This window comes from Streptomyces sp. NPDC093097 (assembly GCF_044754325.1).
GTDB lineage: Bacteria > Actinomycetota > Actinomycetes > Streptomycetales > Streptomycetaceae > Streptomyces.
The window spans coordinates 88,085-104,856 of record NZ_JBIVOW010000009.1; the positions used below are offsets into that span (position 1 = coordinate 88,085).

General features: G+C 71.1%; 14 protein-coding genes and 1 riboswitch. Of the genes, 6 read left to right on the forward strand and 8 right to left on the reverse strand.

Annotated features, from left to right (window positions below):
* Positions 1-108 precede the first annotated feature (108 nt).
* The 4 genes from ACIQE0_RS17580 (at position 109) to ACIQE0_RS17595 (ending at position 4,919) form a co-directional block, all read left to right on the forward strand.
* The gene (locus tag ACIQE0_RS17580; protein ID WP_402332932.1) at positions 109-849 is read left to right on the forward strand and encodes an ABC transporter ATP-binding protein; all 741 of its coding nucleotides are present in this window, start codon (positions 109-111) and stop codon (positions 847-849) included.
* Positions 831-2,006: a hypothetical protein gene (locus tag ACIQE0_RS17585; RefSeq protein ID WP_402332935.1), complete on the forward strand. Its 1,176-nt coding sequence runs from the start codon at positions 831-833 to the stop codon at positions 2,004-2,006. The genes ACIQE0_RS17580 and ACIQE0_RS17585 overlap by 19 nt, the downstream gene beginning before the upstream one ends.
* A 369-nt stretch (positions 2,007-2,375) precedes the next feature.
* Positions 2,376-3,554 carry an LOG family protein gene (locus ACIQE0_RS17590; protein ID WP_402332938.1) on the forward strand — a complete coding sequence of 393 codons (1,179 nt, stop codon included), beginning with the start codon at positions 2,376-2,378 and terminating at the stop codon, positions 3,552-3,554.
* A 294-nt stretch (positions 3,555-3,848) separates the two neighbouring features.
* Positions 3,849-4,919, forward strand: coding sequence for a hypothetical protein (locus tag ACIQE0_RS17595; RefSeq protein WP_366337544.1), 1,071 nt, complete (start codon positions 3,849-3,851; stop codon positions 4,917-4,919).
* A gap of 198 nt (positions 4,920-5,117) precedes the next feature.
* Here ACIQE0_RS17595 and ACIQE0_RS17600 read toward each other — a convergent pair whose 3' ends face one another.
* Positions 5,118-6,449, reverse strand: a complete 1,332-nt coding sequence (locus ACIQE0_RS17600) for a glycosyltransferase 87 family protein (RefSeq protein ID WP_402332941.1) — start codon at positions 6,447-6,449, stop codon at positions 5,118-5,120.
* A 162-nt stretch (positions 6,450-6,611) separates the two neighbouring features.
* Here ACIQE0_RS17600 and ACIQE0_RS17605 point away from each other — a divergent pair, with 162 nt between their 5' ends.
* Together ACIQE0_RS17605 and ACIQE0_RS17610 are read left to right on the forward strand one after the other, a co-directional pair.
* On the forward strand, positions 6,612-7,766 hold the full coding sequence (locus tag ACIQE0_RS17605) for a sensor histidine kinase (protein WP_402332944.1): 1,155 nt from the start codon (positions 6,612-6,614) through the stop codon (positions 7,764-7,766).
* Positions 7,760-8,446, forward strand: coding sequence for a response regulator transcription factor (locus tag ACIQE0_RS17610; protein ID WP_366337550.1), 687 nt, complete (start codon positions 7,760-7,762; stop codon positions 8,444-8,446). The genes ACIQE0_RS17605 and ACIQE0_RS17610 overlap by 7 nt, the downstream gene beginning before the upstream one ends.
* Before the next feature lie 139 nt (positions 8,447-8,585).
* On the opposite strand, the gene ACIQE0_RS17615 is transcribed toward ACIQE0_RS17610, so the two are convergent.
* From ACIQE0_RS17615 to pyrH, 7 genes are all read right to left on the reverse strand, one after another.
* Entirely contained in the window at positions 8,586-9,656 is a 1,071-nt protein-coding gene (locus ACIQE0_RS17615) for an ABC transporter ATP-binding protein (RefSeq protein ID WP_402332947.1), read from the reverse strand.
* Entirely contained in the window at positions 9,657-11,357 is a 1,701-nt protein-coding gene (locus ACIQE0_RS17620) for an ABC transporter permease (RefSeq protein WP_402332950.1), read from the reverse strand.
* 38 nt (positions 11,358-11,395) lie between these two features.
* Positions 11,396-12,475: a thiamine ABC transporter substrate binding subunit gene (locus tag ACIQE0_RS17625; protein ID WP_402332952.1), complete on the reverse strand. Its 1,080-nt coding sequence runs from the start codon at positions 12,473-12,475 to the stop codon at positions 11,396-11,398.
* Positions 12,476-12,578: 103 nt separating this feature from the next.
* Positions 12,579-12,699: riboswitch (TPP riboswitch) on the reverse strand.
* Between the two features lie 37 nt (positions 12,700-12,736).
* Positions 12,737-13,849, reverse strand: a complete 1,113-nt coding sequence (gene rlmN, locus ACIQE0_RS17630) for a 23S rRNA (adenine(2503)-C(2))-methyltransferase RlmN (protein ID WP_366337557.1) — start codon at positions 13,847-13,849, stop codon at positions 12,737-12,739.
* A gap of 167 nt (positions 13,850-14,016) precedes the next feature.
* A complete protein-coding gene (locus ACIQE0_RS17635) occupies positions 14,017-15,168 on the reverse strand; it encodes a phosphatidate cytidylyltransferase (protein WP_402332956.1) in 1,152 nt (383 codons plus the stop codon).
* The gene (gene frr, locus ACIQE0_RS17640; protein ID WP_366337560.1) at positions 15,168-15,725 is read right to left on the reverse strand and encodes a ribosome recycling factor; all 558 of its coding nucleotides are present in this window, start codon (positions 15,723-15,725) and stop codon (positions 15,168-15,170) included. The genes ACIQE0_RS17635 and frr overlap by 1 nt, the downstream gene beginning before the upstream one ends.
* Before the next feature lie 175 nt (positions 15,726-15,900).
* Positions 15,901-16,671, reverse strand: coding sequence for a UMP kinase (gene pyrH, locus ACIQE0_RS17645; RefSeq protein WP_366337562.1), 771 nt, complete (start codon positions 16,669-16,671; stop codon positions 15,901-15,903).
* Between the last annotated feature and the right edge of the window lie 101 nt (positions 16,672-16,772).

Genomic DNA, 16,772 nt, shown 5'->3' on the forward strand with positions numbered 1-16,772 from the left:
GCCACAAATGACCGGGGACCCGATTCCTTACCGTGCTGGTGACCGATACCCTCCGTGTTCGTTCCCCCGGCCGGCGGAACGACCAGCGAACAAGCGAGAGGTGTGCAGATGGTGGCCCCGCCTGACAACGACGTTCTCTGGGCCCGCGGCCTGCACCACATGTACGGCGCCACCGCCGCCCTCACCGGGGTCTCACTCGGCGTCCGCGAGGGCGAGATCCTCGCCGTCACCGGCCCCCGGGGCAGCGGCAAGACCACGCTCCTCAAATGCCTTTCCGGACAACTCCTCCCCACCGAGGGCGAGATCTGGTTCAACAGCGCGCCCGTCCACACCCTCTCCTCCCCCAGCCGTGAACGACTGCGTCTGGACCGCTTCGGCTGGATCGACACCGAACCCCACCTCGTCCCCGAACTCACCGCCTGGGAGAACGCCGCCCTCCCGCTGCTGTTGCGCGGCACCGGCCACCGCGCGGCCAAGCACACCGCCATCGAGTGGCTGGAACGCCTCGACGTCGGCATGTGCGCCCGCCACCGCCCCGCCCGGCTCGACCAGTCCCAGCGCCAACGCGTCGCCGTCGCCCGCGCCCTGGCCGCCGCCCCCCGGGTGCTCTTCGCCGACGAGCCCACCGCACCGCTGCACAGCGCCGACGGCACGCAGGTGCTGCGCACCCTGGCCGCAGCGGCCCGCTCACACGACATCACCGTGGTCCTGACGACCTACGAACCCCAGGTCGCCGCACTCGCCGACCGGACCATCGCCCTCTTCGACGGCCGCCGCTCCGGCGCCGTCCCCGAGACCGCCGGCACCTCCGACAAGGAAAGCAGGGCAGCGTGCTCGCTCTCCGTCTAGCCCGCGGCGCTCACCCCCTCGTCCTGCTGCGCCGCCTCTTCGTCGTCGCCGCCGCGGCCGGCACCGGCTTCCTCGTGCTGGGCGCCCTGGGCCACGCCGCCGCGCACCCCGACACGGCCGGCGACTCCGCGGTCCGGCTCCTGTGGTGCGCGGCCCCGCTCGCGGCCACCGCGCAGCTCGCGGTGGCCGTCGCCCGTACCGACCCGGCCGCCCGTCTTCAACGCGGTATGACCGCCGCCGGCCTGGGCCCGTTCCGCCTCACCCTGCTCGCCACCGCCTCCACGGCACTCTCCTGCGTCCTCGGCGCTCTCCTCTCCCTCGTCGTCTTCCTCGCCCTCCGCGGCGACCTCGGCGGCGGCGCCGTGCTCGGCGGCTCCCGGCCCGGCGGCACCGGCCTGCTCGGTGCCGGCCACCCGGTGCCGCTGGTCGGCGCGCTCATGCTGCTGGCGGTCGTCCCGCTGACTGCCGCCGCGGCCACCGCCTTCGCGCTCCGCCCTCGCACCGAACCGGGCACCGTCGACACCGCGCCGCCCTCCGCCACCGAAGGTCCCTCCGGCCTCCCGTGGGGCATCGCCCTGACCGCGGCCGGCCTGGCCATCGAGGCGTACACCAGCCCCGCCGCCGACTCCCCCGGCGGGCTGCTCCCCCTCCCCGGCCGGCTGATCGGCAGCCCGCCCGGCCTCCTGGTCGGCTGGGCCCTCGCCGCCCTGGGCCTCGTACTGGCCGGCCCCGGCCTGGTGTATCTGTCCGGACAGCTGCTGTGCGCGGGCCGGCCCGGCGCTCTGCGGCTGCTGTCCGGCCGCGTCCTCCAGGAGGAGGCCCGCCGGCTGGGCCGCCCGATCGGTGTCCTCTGCGCGGTCGCCTCCGGCGCGTATGCCGCCGCCGCGGTGTACGGAGCCGCTCCCTCCCGTCCGCTCGGTCCCTTCACCGCGATCGGCGCGGCGATCGTCCTGGCCTGCGTCGGCGTCAGCGCCCTCAGCGCCGCATCGGAATCCCGGACGGCCCGCGCCCGCACCACGGCGGCCCTCCGTCGACTCGGCGCCTCGTCCGCCGTCCTCCGCCGCGCCACGGCCCTGCGCACCCTGGCCCTGCTCCTCATCCTCGGCCCCCTGACCTGGACCGTCGCCGAGATGGCCGCACGGCCGCTGGTGCACTGAGCCGGGGAGCGGCAGGGCGAGGCAGGGGTGGCGCCGCGGTGGGGCTCGTTTCGACAGGGTGCCGCCGAGAGGACTGCGAGCCGAGGGTGAGCTGCCCCGAAGTCCCTTTCCGCATAGGGGCGTTCGCCTCGCGGCCTCGCGCCCGAGGGCGGTGAGCCAACCGGTCTTCCGGCTGGAGCCGTCCGGCCCGACCCGCCGGGGCTCGCGCCTCGACCACCGGCGCAGCGTCCACGGCGTGGACACCGATGAGGGCGGCGAGCCGCAGAACGAGCCGCGCCCGGCGGAGAACACCGCACTGCCCATCGCTCTCGACGCCACCACCGAAGTCGGCCCGCTCGGCCCCTGGTGCGACGTCCGGGCAGCCCTAACATGGCGGATGTGCAGCCGAACGCAGAGCCCCCAACCCCCTTCGGCCCCCGCGAACACCGCGAACACCGCCATGAGATCAGCTCGCTCGCGGAGTTCGACCGCGTCGCGACGACCGGCAGCCTCGCCGGATACCGCCTCCAGTCCCTCGACCTGACGACCCGTACGTTCGCCCTGCTCGCCACGGACGCCACCGATTCCGTCTTCCTGGGCTGCGTGATGGAACCGGACGCCGCCGCGAAGGTGCGCGCCGGAGGCGCCCTGGTCTTCCCGCCGGTGCCGGGCCTGCCGTTCGACCCGTATCACCGCGCCCTGTACACCTCGGACGAACTCTTCTCGGGGCTGCTCGAAGCCGGTTACGACGCCACCCCGGACGCTCTTACCTATCGCTGGTTCCAGGAGACCAAGGCGGCCGACGATGTCGTCGCCGGCATGCTGCGGAGCATCCACGACGACGCGGTCTCGGACGCCCTGGACGAACACCTCGCCGGTGCGCACGTGGTGGGCATCCTCGGCGGGCACGCACAGGCACGTGGTTCCGACGCCTACGCGGGCGCGGCCAGGCTCGGGCGTCGTCTCAGCCGCGACGGCCTGACCGTCGCGACCGGCGGCGGCCCCGGCGCGATGGAAGCGGCGAACCTCGGGGCCTACACCGCGCCGTACGACGACACCGTGCTCGACGAGGCGCTGGAACTCCTCTCCACAGCACCGCACTTCAGCCCCTCGGTCACGGAATGGGCGCGCGCCGCCTTCGACGTGCTCCGGAGCCGGCCCGGCGGCGGACCGTCGGTCGCCATGCCCACCTGGTTCTACGGACACGAGCCGCCGAACGCCTTCGCAACCCATATTGCGAAGTACTTCGTCAACGCGCTGCGCGAGGAGGGCCTGCTGGCCCGGGCGAACGCCGGAGTGGTGTTCCTGCCCGGTGCCGCCGGGACCGTGCAGGAGGTCTTCGACGCGGCGACCTTGAACTACTACCGGCCGCAGGGCGACCCGACGCCCATGGTGCTGGTGAACCACCGGCACTGGACCGAGACGCTGCCGGCTTGGCCGCTTCTCCGGACCCTTGCCGCCGGCCACCCGATGGCGGGCAAGATCACTCTGGTCGATTCCGTGGACGCCGTCCCCGAGGCACTGGCCCATCTCACCGGCGAGGCCGCAGGCCCCGGCAACGGTTCGTGAACTCGTTCGTCGGCAGTGTGGAAAGGCTCTTCGCACGGTGACGCCCCGCGACCGCGGACATCGCCGCGCATCGGCCGGCCCGCGCTCGACGCCCCACAGGCGACCGAGCCAACCGAGCCCCCGGGGGTGCCGACAGCGGACTCTCCGTCGGCCCCGGCCGCCGCGGACTCCCTTGCGCCTCGGAGCGCCGACAGCGAACGAACTTTTTGCCCGTCGAGGCAACTCATGTCCCGAAAAGCGCGTCTGCCAGGCCAGGTAATGAAAAGGTAATGCAGCGCGCGAACGGAGCTCTCGGTGATCATCGGCCTTCTGACGGCCACAGCGGCATCCGCCTGCTACGGCACGGGTTCGGTCCTCCAGGCGGTGGGCTCGCGCAAGTCCGCACGCCAGGAGGCGGCGAAGGCTTCCAGCAGCGGCCTCACCCAACATGGCGGCCCAAGCCTGTCCTCGACCGCCAAGGCCGCGGTGACCTGGGAATTCATGGTCGGCACCGTGCTGGACTTCGTTGGCTTCGGGCTGGGCGCGCTCGCCGCGCGGCTGCTGCCGCTGTTCCTCTCGCAGACCGTGATCAGCGCGAACCTCGTGGTCACGGCCGTGCTGAGCATCAAGCTCCTGAACATCCGGCTCACCCGTCCCGAATGGGTCTCCATCGGCGTGGTCTGCTCGGCGCTGGTGCTGCTGGCCACCGCCGCCGGGCCGGAGGGCAGCGGTCATACGCCGATCGGCACCCACTGGTGGCTCCTGATCGCCACGATCGTGATCATCGGCGGAGGCACTCTGCTCGTGCGTCTGCTCGGCGGGCGGGCTGCGATCCTCGCGGGTCTGCTGTCCGGCCTTGGCTTCGGCGCGCTCGGCGTCGGCGTGCGCGTGCTGAACGGTGTCGATCCGTTCCATCTGCCGTCCCTTCTCGGCGATCCTGCGCTCTACGCGATCCTGGTTGCGGGCATCGGCGGGATGTACCTCCACACCGTCGCCCTGCAGATCGGTTCGGTGAACGGCGCCACAGCGGCGCTGGTGGTGGGGGAAACCGTTGTGCCCGGAATCCTCGGGGTGCTGTGGCTGGGCGACTCCTCCCGTCCGGGCTTCGCCTGGATGGCGATCCTCGGCTTCATGGTGGCGGTGGCCGGAGCCGTGGCGGTCGCCTGGTTCGGCGAACCGGAATCGGCCCCGGAATCGGACTCGGCCCCGGAATCGGGTGCGGAGCAGGAAACGGGTGCGGGTCACGAGCCGGATGCCGAAGGGGCGTCCAGGACAAGGCAGGGAGGCGTCCCGGACCAGGCACCCGGCTCGACGGGATCGGACGGTTTCGCGAGGGTTACGACTGTGGGTCCGCCGGCGGAGGGCTCGCGTCGCGCTGAGTCGTGAGGCCGGACCGCCGTCATCGGAGGGCCTTCGCTCAGTCCCGTCTCCGCGGCTGGCAGCCCTGCCGGTTCCTCGGCGGAGAGGTCTGAGTGGGGGCCGCCGCCTCCTTTCTCTGAGGTGGGGCGACGCGTACGTAATTGTTCTGCCTGCGTCCCCACGCTGCCTGCTCTGCATACGTCCTCCCTCTGTGTACGAGCTTCCTCAGTGAGGCCGCGGCGGGGTCCGGCGGTACACCGCCGCACGTGATCTCGTCACGGTCCGGGCCAGGCGCGGCCACGCCCAAAGCACCGCGGGGTAGACGAGGTACCCGAAGCGGGTGGCCGGCATCAGGGCCATGGCCAGTGCAAGGCCGAGGGCCAGTCGGTCGGCTGCCGTCCGCACCGTCCGCGGAGGGCGTATCAGCAGCGAGACGGCGGTACCTACGGCGGCAACCGCCAGCAGCACCATCGCGATCAGCGTCCCCCCGGGGACGTAGGCGGCCAGGAGATGCCCGGGCAGCGGGCTTTCGGCAGGGGATGCCGTCGCCCCCAGCCCCAGCGGGAACGCCAGGACGTTCTCGACGAAGGCGCCGGGAGAGGTGATCAGGAAGGGGACCACCGCTGCCGCCACCGTTATCGTGATCGCCGCGGCGCAGCTGAGAGCCCGGCGGCGGCCATGCCGCGCGGCCAGCAGCACAAGGGCGACGGGCACAGCGGGCCAGGCAGTCCACTTCAGCGCCGCCGCGGCGCCGAGCAGCAGCCCCGCACGCCCCGGCTTGCCCCCTCCGGCCGTGGCCAGGCCCCAGCACATCAGGCCGATCACGGGGAGGTCGATCCCACCGACGGCCAGCGGCAGGGCCACCAGCGGACAGGCGGCGAGCCACAGCAGTATGCGGGCGGTATGGCGAGGGGAAACGGTGCGGCGCCCGGGACGGTGATCGTGCTCGGTCCGCGCTCGGCGGACGAGCGTGGTCGCCGCGCCGGCCATCGTCAGGAGGAAGACGCCGGCCATCCACCATCGTGCGTCCGTCAGCGGTCCGTCACCGAACATCGCGTGCGGCAGCCCGAATACCGCCATGCCGGGCAGGTACGGGTTGAAGTCCGGGACCGTGGCGGGTGTGGGTATGTAGGGGCTGCCGGAGCTCAGCAGGAGGTCACCCGAGCGCTCGACGACCGCGACCTCAAGCTGTGCACTGTCGGTCAGCACGAGAAGCAGCAGCGGCAGGACCACGGCGCCCACCACGGCCAGTATCGCGGGCAGTTCGGCGATGGCAGTGGGGACGCGGTGTGTGAGCCGACCTCTTGCCCGCAGCGCGGCTGCCACTGCCGCGCAGCCGTATCCGGTCGCCGCGAAGAGGCCCCATGTACGGTGCGGGGGAAGGGTGGTGAGGAGCCCGAGGCCGGCCGCGGCGACCGCGCAGACGCTCCATACCCAGACCTCGTGGTTCCTGCGTCCGCGGTGCACGCCGCCCTCGCGTCGCGACGCGCTCGGCTCCCCCGCCGGCCCGCCACGAGGCTCCAAGTCCTTTGTTTTGCAGGTGAGTTGATTCTTCATGACGCTCCCGTCCTCGCCTTGATCACGAGGCTATGGACGGCCGTGGCGCGGAGCGTCAAACGAGCAACCGAACTTCGACGTCAACCCGTGGCATGACATGACCGCCAGGGTTCAACCCGTGCGGCGACGCCACCCACCACCGCGAGCCGAAAAGATATCGGCATGAGCACTTCTCTCCGGCAGCGGCTGAGCGCGTGGATCGCGTCACCCTTCTATCCCTGGCTCTCCGGCGCGGCACTCACCGCGTTCGCGGCTGTGGAACTCGTGGTCGTGCCGCGGCACTCGGCAGTGATCGCGGTCGGCGTGCTGTTGTCCACGGCGGCGCTGTCGTGGCGTCGTGCGCACCCGGCCTCGGCGGCAGTGTCGGCCGTCGCGGTGCTGGTGAGCTTCGCGGCCGGATCGGACCTCTATATCGCGGCGGCCGTCAGCGGACTCCTGGCGTGCTACGCCCTCGGACGTCACCGCGTCGCGCATCCGGCGTTGCTCGTCGGCGGCGGTTCGGTGCTTTCCCTGGCCGTGAACGCCTGGCACATCGCATCCTGGCATCCGCGGTTGTACTCCCTCGACCTGCTCGCCGAGTGGTTCGTCCTGACCGTGGCGATCCTGGCCGCGGTGTCGATGGGCGACGCGGTACGCGCGCGCGAGGAGACACAGCGCGAGCGGGCCGCCGCACAGGCCCGGGTCCTCGTGATGGAGCGACGGCAGGCCGCGGAGGCCGAACGGGCAGCGATCGCCCGCGAGTTGCACGATGTCGTGGCGCACTCGGTCTCGGTGATCGCGGTGCAGGCGGAGAGCGCGACCTACACCACACCGGATCTGTCGCCGCAGGCCCGCCAGGGCTTTCAGCAGATCGCTGCGTCCGCCCGCGCGTCGATGGCGGAGCTGCACCGGTTGCTGAGAGTGCTGCGCACGGGCCCCGGGGACCACGCCGGCACGGCACCGCAGCCGACTCTGGACGCCCTCGGTGATCTGATAGCGCAGCACCGGTCGGTGGGGGGTGAGGTGGAGCTGCGGATCAGTGGCGACCGGGTCGAACTGCCCACGTCCTGCGAGTTGTCCGCGTACCGCATCGTGCAGGAGGGGCTGACCAACGTGCGCCGGCATGCCCCGGGCGCCCATGCGCTCGTGGAGATCGGCTACCAGCCCGATCGGCTGGCGGTCCGGATCGCGGACGACGGGCCGGGCCCGCCCGGCGCGGTGCACAGCGGCCACGGCCTGGCCGGGATGCAGGAGCGGACAGCGCTGCTCGGCGGGACGCTGACCGCCGGACCCGGCCCGGACGGCGGCTTTCTCGTAGAGGCGGAAATCCCGTGGTGATCAGAGCAATCGTGGCCGACGACCAGGCCATCGTCCGCACCGGATTCGTCAACCTCCTCGGCACTCAGGACGACATCGAGGTGGTGGGCGAGGCGGAGGACGGCGTCCAGGCGGTCCGGGTCGCCGCGGAGCAGCGTCCCGACCTCGCTCTGCTGGACATCCGGATGCCCCACAAGAACGGCATCGAGGCCGCACGCGAGATCACTCAGGCATCCGGTGGCGCCACCAAGGCACTGATGCTGACGACGTTCGGCCTCGACGAATACGTGTATGACGCGCTCGCGGCCGGGGCCAGCGGGTTTCTGCTCAAGGACACGACGTTCCCCGAACTCCTGCATGCGGTCAGGGTGGTGGCGGAAGGCAATGCGCTGCTGGCGCCCGAACTGACCAAGCGGCTGATCGGAGAGTTCGTCAGGCAACGGTCGGCTCCGCTTCCCGTGCGCACGGTGCAGGAACTGACCGGCCGCGAAGTGGAGGTGCTCATCCACATCGCCCAGGGCATGTCGAACGCGGAGATCGCCGCGCGGCTGACGATCACCGACCACACCGTCAAGACCCACATCAACCGGCTCTTCGCAAAGATGGGCCTGCGCGACCGCGCCCAGGCGGTGATCCTCGCCTACGAACTGGGGCTGGTCGTCCCGCAGGGCCGTCGCCCCGACCCTCCCCAGCGCACCTAGGTCCTGTCGTCTGCCCGAAGGGCAGGCCGGGCGGAGTGCGTGCCGGACACCGCCCGGCAGACGGGAGTGTGACGACAGGGCCCAGTGGCACCCGGTCCGACAGGAGCGATCCATGGCACAACAGCGTTACGTGGCACGGCTATTCGTCCGCGGAGTCCAGCACCACCACGTCCTCGGCGGCGAAGGAGATCCCCACCCGGTCTCCCGTCTCCGGCGCCTCGCTCAGTGGGCAGGCCGCCTCTATCTGCGGTGCGCCCGCCGGCTGGAGCAGCAGCGCCACATGCGTGCCGCGGAAGGTACGAGCCGCGACCGTACAGGGCAGCCCGTCCGCCGGAGAGGTCAGCCGGACGCCGGCCGGGCGGACGAGCAGGCGGCAGGGGCCGTCCGACGTCCCCTCCGGGACGGGCACCTTGCCCCAGGGGGTGGCGGCGACCTCGCCCTGCACGGTCGCCTCGACCACGTTGTCGAAGCCGAGGAAGCGGGCGACGAAGGCGTTGGCGGGCCGCTGCCAGACGTCCAAGGGGGTGCCGCTCTGGGCTATCCGGCCGTCCCGCATCACCACGACCCGGTCGGCGAGCGCGAACGCCTCGCCCTGGTCGTGGGTGACGGCGAGCACCGTCGTCCCCAACTCGCGGAAAAGTCGCCGCAGTTCGACGATCAGCCGCTCGCGCAGCCCCCGGTCGAGCTGTCCGAGCGGCTCGTCGAGCATCAACAGCTGCGGGCGCGGGGCGAGCGCACGGGCCAGTGCGACCCGCTGCTGCTCACCGCCGGACAGCGAGGCCACGGCCCTGCGCTGCGCCCCGGGCAGGCCGACGAGTTCCAGCAGTTCGGCGACGGTGCGCTCCTGCTCGGTGCGGGAGGAGCCCCGCATCCGCAGCCCGAAGGCCACGTTCCCCGCGACATCACGCTGCGGAAAGAGCTGGTGGTCCTGGAACATCAGCCCGACGCCACGCCGGTGCGTGGGCACCCCCGCCTGGTCGCGTCCGTCCAGCAGCACGGCGCCCTCGTCGGTGTGCTGCAGCCCGGCCACCACCCGCAGCAGGGTGGACTTGCCGCTGCCGCTGGGGCCCAGGACGCAGACGGTTTCGTGCGCCGCGACGTCGAGGTCGACCGCATCGAGGGCGGGGGGCGCGCCAGGTGTGCCGAAGCGGACGGTGACACCGTCCAGCCGCAGCATCTTCGGTGTCGTGGCCCCGGTCTGGGCGGTCATCTAGAACTCCCCGGAGTGGTCGATGGGCGTGCCGCCGGCCGAGCCGGTTCGGGGCAGGGGACGGATGCGTTCCAGGACCAGCAGGGCACCCGCGCACACCACCATCAGCATGGTCGACAGGGCCATCGCCTGGCCGTAGTTGTACTCCCCCGCGCGGCCCAGCAGCCGCGCCACGGCCACCGGCAGGGTCGGCTGGTCCGGCCGTGCGAGGAACACGGTCGCACCGAATTCACCGAGCGAGACGGCGAAGGCGAAGCCCGCCGCGATGAGCAGGGCACGCCGCACCATCGGCAGGTCCACCTCGCGCCAGACCCGCCAGGGCGAGGCGCCGAGGACGGCCGCGGCCTCCCGCAGCCGGCCGTCGACCGCCCGCAGGACGGGCAGCATCGTACGGACCACGAACGGCGCGCCCACCAGGGCCTGCGCGAGCGGCACCAGCCACCACGACTCCCGCAGGTCCAGCGGCGGCTTGTCGAGGGTGATCAGGAAACCGAAGCCGACGGTCACGGCGGAGACGCCGAGAGGCAGCATCAGCAGCGCGTCGAAGCCGCGCAGGAGCCGGGTGATCAGCGGTGTGCGCCCCGACGGGCCGGGCACCGGCCGCGCCCGGGTGAGGGCGGCCGCCGCCAGTCCGCCGATCAGCAGGGCGATCGCGGTGGCCGCGGCGCCGTAGGCGAGGGAGTTCCAGAGGGCGTCGAGGGGGGCGACGGCGAAGGTGGTGTCGGCTGCCGCGGCGGAGTGCAGCGTCTCGTAGAAGACCAGGCCGAAGCCGTGCGGCCCGGCGAAGGACCGCTCGACGAGCACGGCCAGGGGCAGGACGAGCAGCACTACGATGACGGCGAGCGTGCCCCACAGCAGCGCCCATTGGCCACGGCCGTGCGGTCGGCGTGCGGTCCGGGAGGCGTCGACGAGCCGCAGGGTCGATTCGCGGCGCCGCACGGTCCAGGCGTGCAGTCCCAACAGGCCCAGTACGGCAGCGAACTGGATCACGGTCAGTACGGCGGCGGTGGGCAGATCGAGGAAGTCGGCGGTCTGCCGGTAGATCTCCACCTCCAGCGTGGAGAACGTGGGCCCGCCCAGGATCTGCACGACTCCGAAGGAGGTGAAGGTGAAGAGGAACACCATCAGCGCCGCGGCGGCCACGGCAGGTCCCAGCGCGGGCAGTGTCACCCTCCGCCAGGCCGCGAACCGCCCCGCTCCCAGGACCCGGGCCGCCTCTTCCTGCCGCGGGTCGAGTTGGGCCCAGAGCCCACCGACGGTGCGGACGACGACGGCGTAGTTGAAGAAGACGTGCGCCAGCAGGATCGCCCACACCGAGGTGTCAAGCCGCACGCCCCACAGGTCGTCCAGCAGTCCGCCCCGGCCCACGAGGGCCAGGAAGGCCGAGCCGACGACGACGGTGGGCAGGACGAACGGCACCGCCACCACCGCCCGCAGCACCTGCTTTCCGGGGAAGTCGAAGCGGGCGAAGACATACGCGCCGGGCAGCGCGACGAGCAGTGTCAGCACGGTCGAGGCGGCGGCCTGCCACACGGTGAACCACAGCACGTGGAGGACGTCCGGATCACTGAGGACCGCACCGAACCGCCCGAGTTGCCACTGCCCGCCGTCCTTCAGCCCGCGCCCGACGATCGCGACGACCGGATAGGCGAAGAACGCCGCGAAGAAGGCGAGCGGCACGGCCATCAGGCCGAGCCGCACCGCCGTTGCGCGCGCGGGCCTCCTGAGGCGGGTGCGGGCTACTTCAGAACGAGCGAGGACCACTGCTTGATCCACTGTTCGCGGTTCTGCGTGATCGTCGCCGGTGCGAGCGTCGCCGGCTTGTCGATCGCGGTGCCGTAGTGGGTGAACAGTTCCGGCACCTTGGCGTCCTTGCGCGCCGGGTTGACGAACATCTGCAGCGGCATGTCCTCCTGGAACTTCTTCGACAGGAGGAAGTCGAGCAGTGCCTTGCCGCCCTTCTCGTTCTTGGCGCCCTTGAGCAGACCGCCGAATTCGATCTGCCGGAAGCAGGTGCCGGTCGCGACACCGGTCGGGGCCTCCTTGGGCGCGGGCTTCTTGCCCATCACCTCGGCGGGCGGACTGGAGGCGTAGGAGACCACCAGCGGCTTGTCCCCCTTGCCCTTGCCGGCCGCGGAGCCCGAGAAGCGCTCGTTGTACGCCTGCTCCCAACTGTCCACGACCTCGACGCCGTTGGCCTTGAGCTTCTTCCAGTAGTCCGGCCAGCCGGCCTCGCCGTGGGCGGCGATGGTGCCGAGCTGGAAGGCGAGCCCCGGAGAGGAGGTGGCGGAGTTCTCGGTGACCAGCAGGTTCTTGTACTGCGGCTTGAGCAGGTCGTCGAAGGTCTGCGGCGGCGCGAGCTGGTGCTCGGTGAAGTAGGCGCGGTCGTAGTTGACGCAGATGTCGCCGTAGTCGAGGGGTGTGACGCGGTGGGCGTCCTTGTCGAGTTGGAGGTCGGCCGGGACGTCGTCCAGTCCCTGGGCCTTGTAGGGGGTGAAGATGCCGGCGTTCAGGCCGCGCGAGAGCAGGGTGTTGTCTATGCCGAAGAAGACGTCGCCCTGCGGGTTGTCCTTGGACAGGATCGCCTGGTTGACGGCCTTGCCGGCGTCCCCGCCCCTGAGCACCTTGACCTTGTAGCCGGTCTCCTTCTCGAAGGCGGCCAGAACGGTTTTGGAGGCGTTGAACGAGTCATGGCTGACGAGCGTGACGGTCTTGGCGTCCGCGCTGCCGCCGCTGCCCGAGCTGCCGCACCCGGCGAGTGCGGTGATGCCGGCCGCGGCAGCGAGCGCTGCCGCGGTGATCCTGCTGGTGGTGCTCACTGATTTCCTCCTGGCTGGCCAGGAAGAGACGCGGCCCCGCCCGATGTCCGCTGCGCACTGCGTCGGTGACGTTCGGCAACGGGCGATGGGCGGGGCGCAACAGCATGAGTGACGACCGAACTTCCTACCCGGAATGACCCGGGCGAGGTTCAAGGGTCTGCGGGCGCCGTAGGGCTACGACGTGACCGCACTCTCAGCGCTGTGGCGCTCCCCTGTCGGAATGAATGTGCGTTTATTCCACGCCACCGTACCAGCGGGCGCTCAGCGCTCGGAGGCCGCGAGCTGACCGCAGGCGCCGTCGATCTCCTGGCCGCGGGTGTCCCGGACGGTCACGGGCACACCGTGTGCCTCGATGGCCCGTACGAACGCCCGCTCGTCCTCGGGCCGCGAGGCCGTCCACTTCGAACCCGGCGTCGGATTCAGCGGAATGAGGTTGACATGGACCCGCTTGCCCTTGAGCAGGCGTCCCAGCAGATCACCGCGCCACGCCTGGTCGTTGATGTCGCGGATCAGGGCGTACTCGATCGAGACCCGGCGGCCGGACTTCTCGGCGTACTCCCAGGCCGCGTCCAGCACTTCGCGGACCTTCCAGCGGGTGTTCACCGGTACGAGGGTGTCTCGCAGTTCGTCGTCCGGCGCGTGCAGCGACACCGCGAGCCGGCACTTGAAGCCCTCGTCGGCGAACCGCAGGATCGCCGGGACCAGCCCGACGGTGGAGACGGTGATCCCGCGCTGGGAGAGGCCCAGCCCGTCCGGCTCGGGATCGGTCAGCCGCCGGATGGCGCCGACCACCCGCTTGTAGTTGGCGAGCGGCTCGCCCATGCCCATGAAGACGATGTTGGACAGTCGCGCCGGGCCCCCGGGCACCTCGCCGTCGCGCAGCGCCCGCATCCCGTCGACGATCTGGTGCACGATCTCGGCGGTGGAGAGGTTGCGGTCCAGACCGGCCTGGCCGGTGGCGCAGAACGGGCAGTTCATCCCGCAGCCGGCCTGCGAGGAGATGCACATGGTGACCCGGTCCGGGTAGCGCATCAGCACCGACTCGACGAGGGTGCCGTCGTGCAGCCGCCACAGGGTCTTGCGGGTGGTGTCGTCGTCGCACGAGATGTGCCGCACCACCGACATCAGGTCAGGGAGCAGCTCGGCGGCCAGCTTCTCGCGCGCCGCCGCGGGGATGTCGGTCCACTGCGCCGGGTCGTGCGCGTAGCGGGCGAAGTAGTGCTGCGACAGCTGCTTGGCGCGGAACGGCTTCTCGCCGATCGCGGCCACCGCCTCGCGGCGCTCGGCCGGGTCGAGGTCGGCGAGGTGCCGAGGGGGCTTCTTGGCGCCGCGGGGGGCGACAAACGTCAGTTCTCCCGGGGCCGGGCGTGCCATGGGTGCAAACTCCTCTGTGCGACGAGGCCGGGCGGCTTCCGCCGACGCGGAGCCAGGGGCCGGACGGGGCCGGAACCAGGGGACCTCACGGATCGCCCCCGCGGTCGCGGAGACGGAAAGGGCGCGCCGCGAACGAGCAGCGCGCCCTCAAGGGTAACCGGCGGCGCTCAGCCGGATCCCACGAAGATCACGAACAGCAGCCAGACCACCGGGGCGGTCGGCAGCAGGGAGTCCAGCCGGTCCATGATGCCGCCGTGGCCGGGCAGCAGGGTGCCCATGTCCTTGATGCCGAGGTCCCGCTTGATCATGGATTCGCCGAGGTCGCCGAGGGTGGCACTGACCGCGACCGCCAGGCCGAGCAGCAACCCCTCCCACCAGGCGCCCCCCTTGATCAGGAACTCCATGCACAGCGCGCCCGCCACCATCGCGAAGAGCACCGCGCCGACGAGTCCCTCGCGGGTCTTGCCCGGGCTGATCCGCGGCGCGAGCTTCTTCTTCCCGAAGCGCCAGCCGACCGCGTAGGCGCCGGTGTCGCTGACGACCGTCAGCAGCAGGAATGTCAGCACCCGCTGCGGCCCGTCGTCCGCGGCCGCCAGCATCAGGGCCACGAACGTCGCCAGGAACGGGACGTAGAACGTCGCGAAGACTCCGGCGGTGACGTCCCGGAGGTAGTTCTGGGGCGCCTCCGTCATCCGCCAGACCAGGACGGCGAGCGCGGTGAGCGCCATCGCCACCCACGCCCCCTCGGCGCCGCGCACGTATCCGGCGATCACCATGGCGGTGCCGCCGACCGCGAGCGGCACCAGCGGCACCCGGATGTCCTTGCGCTCCGCCAGCCGCGAGGTCAGTTCCCACAGGCCTACGACGACGGCGAGCGCTATGACGCCGATGAACACCGGCTTGTAGACGAAGAGCGAGGCGAGGATGACCGCGCCGAGTCCGACGCCGACCCCTATGGCGGCGCGCAGGTTGCGCCCCGCGCTCTTCTTCTGCGGTTTCACTGGGTCGCTGTCGGACCCGGGGAGCGAGGTGGGCATGGGCTCCTGCGGCCTGTCGTCGCGGAACAGGGGGCCGCTCAGGCGAGCAGCCCCCCGGTCGTCCAGGTTTGCCTGGTCATCCCGGAAGTCCCGATGGTCGTCCTGGTGTCCGCCCGGCGCGGGCACGATGGGCATCGGCCGAGTCTGCGCCGCGCCGACCGTGTCGTGGACGGGACCCGCCGGGACGGGGGGCGCCGCCCCGCGCAGCGAGGCGGCCGATCCGTGATCGGGCGGTCCCCACCGGCCGGCGGCGGGCGGGGTCCCCCAGGATGACTCGTTCATCAGACCTCTAGGAGCTCGGATTCCTTGTGCTTGAGGAGCTCGTCCACCTGCGCGACGTACTTCGCGGTGATGTCGTCGAGCTCCTTCTCGGCCCGGCGGACCTCGTCCTCGCCGGACTCCTTGTCCTTGACGAGCTTGTCGAGCGACTCCTTGGCCTTGCGCCGCACGCTGCGGATCGAGATCTTGGAGTCCTCGGCCTTGTTCTTGGCGACCTTGATGAACTCGCGACGGCGCTCCTCGGTGAGCTCCGGGAACGTCACACGGATGATGTTGCCGTCGTTGCTCGGGTTGACGCCGAGGTCCGAGTCGCGGATCGCCTGCTCGATGTTGCGCAGCGCGCTCTTGTCGAACGGGGTCACCACGGCCATCCGCGGTTCCGGCACCGAGAACGACGCCAGCTGGTTGATGGGCGTCATGGCACCGTAGTAGTCCGCCACGATCTTGTTGAACATCGCCGGGTGCGCACGCCCGGTGCGGATCGCGGCGAAGTCCTCCTTGGCGACCACGACGGCCTTCTCCATCTTCTCCTCGGCCTCGAGGAGGATCTCTTCGATCACCACTTGCTCCTGGTCTTTTCGGTAAGAAGCAGAGCCTCGCCCCTGCCGCGCGTCTTCTCCTGCACGGTGTCCGACCGGCAGGCGGTTGTCCATCCCCGTACCGAGGTCTTCCCACGACCGGGGGTTGCCGCCCCTACGGGCCGACGCCCGTACGGAATCACGGCAGTTGAGGCCGTCAGGCCCGGGTGTTCTGATCGCTGACGAGCGTGCCGATCTTCTCACCCTTCACCGCACGCGCGATGTTCCCCTCGGCGAGCAGTTCGAACACGAGGATCGGGAGCTTGTTGTCCCGGCACAGCGTGATGGCGGTGGCGTCGGCGACCTTCAGATCCCGGGTGATGACCTCGCCGTATTCGAGGGCGTCGAACTTGACCGCGTCCGGGTTCTGCTTCGGGTCGGAGTCGTAGACCCCGTCCACGCCGTTCTTGCCCATCAGCATGGCCTCGGCGTCGATCTCCAGGGCACGCTGGGCGGCGGTGGTGTCGGTGGAGAAGTACGGCATGCCCATACCGGCGCCGAAGATGACGACCCGGCCCTTCTCCAGGTGGCGCACCGCGCGGAGCGGGATGTACGGCTCCGCGACCTGGCCCATGGTGATGGCGGTCTGGACGCGGGAGTCGATGCCCTCCTTCTCCAGGAAGTCCTGGAGGGCCAGGCAGTTCATGACGGTGCCGAGCATGCCCATGTAGTCGGAGCGGGCCCGGTCCATGCCGCGCTGCTGGAGTTCGGCGCCGCGGAAGAAGTTGCCGCCGCCGATCACGATGGCGATCTCGTAGCCGTCACGGACCACCGCGCCGATCTCGCGGGCAATGGCGTGCACGACATCGGGGTCGACACCGAGTCCGCCGCCGCCGGCGAACGCCTCACCCGACAGCTTCAGCAGGAAGCGTCGCCTTCCGCCCTTGCCGGCTTTGTGTGTGTCTGCGCCGTCGGCACCGTGATTCATTGAGCTCTCCTCGTGCACATACGAAGAAGGCCATTGCCGTGGGTCTGGGTCAGATCCCTGTCCGGCAATGGCCTCCTCGTCACATCTGCGGCCGACCGATG

Excerpts from the sequence above, each read along its gene's own strand:
- ACIQE0_RS17600 (WP_402332941.1), bottom strand. The coding sequence starts at position 6,449 with ATGAAGAATCAACTCACCTGCAAAACAAAGGACTTGGAGCCTCGTGGC.
- rlmN (WP_366337557.1), bottom strand. The coding sequence starts at position 13,849 with ATGGCACGCCCGGCCCCGGGAGAACTGACGTTTGTCGCCCCCCGCGGC.
- pyrH (WP_366337562.1), bottom strand. The coding sequence starts at position 16,671 with ATGAATCACGGTGCCGACGGCGCAGACACACACAAAGCCGGCAAGGGC.
- ACIQE0_RS17590 (WP_402332938.1), top strand. The coding sequence starts at position 2,376 with ATGGCGGATGTGCAGCCGAACGCAGAGCCCCCAACCCCCTTCGGCCCC.
- ACIQE0_RS17580 (WP_402332932.1), top strand. The coding sequence starts at position 109 with ATGGTGGCCCCGCCTGACAACGACGTTCTCTGGGCCCGCGGCCTGCAC.
- ACIQE0_RS17615 (WP_402332947.1), bottom strand. The coding sequence starts at position 9,656 with ATGACCGCCCAGACCGGGGCCACGACACCGAAGATGCTGCGGCTGGAC.
- ACIQE0_RS17605 (WP_402332944.1), top strand. The coding sequence starts at position 6,612 with ATGAGCACTTCTCTCCGGCAGCGGCTGAGCGCGTGGATCGCGTCACCC.
- ACIQE0_RS17635 (WP_402332956.1), bottom strand. The coding sequence starts at position 15,168 with ATGAACGAGTCATCCTGGGGGACCCCGCCCGCCGCCGGCCGGTGGGGA.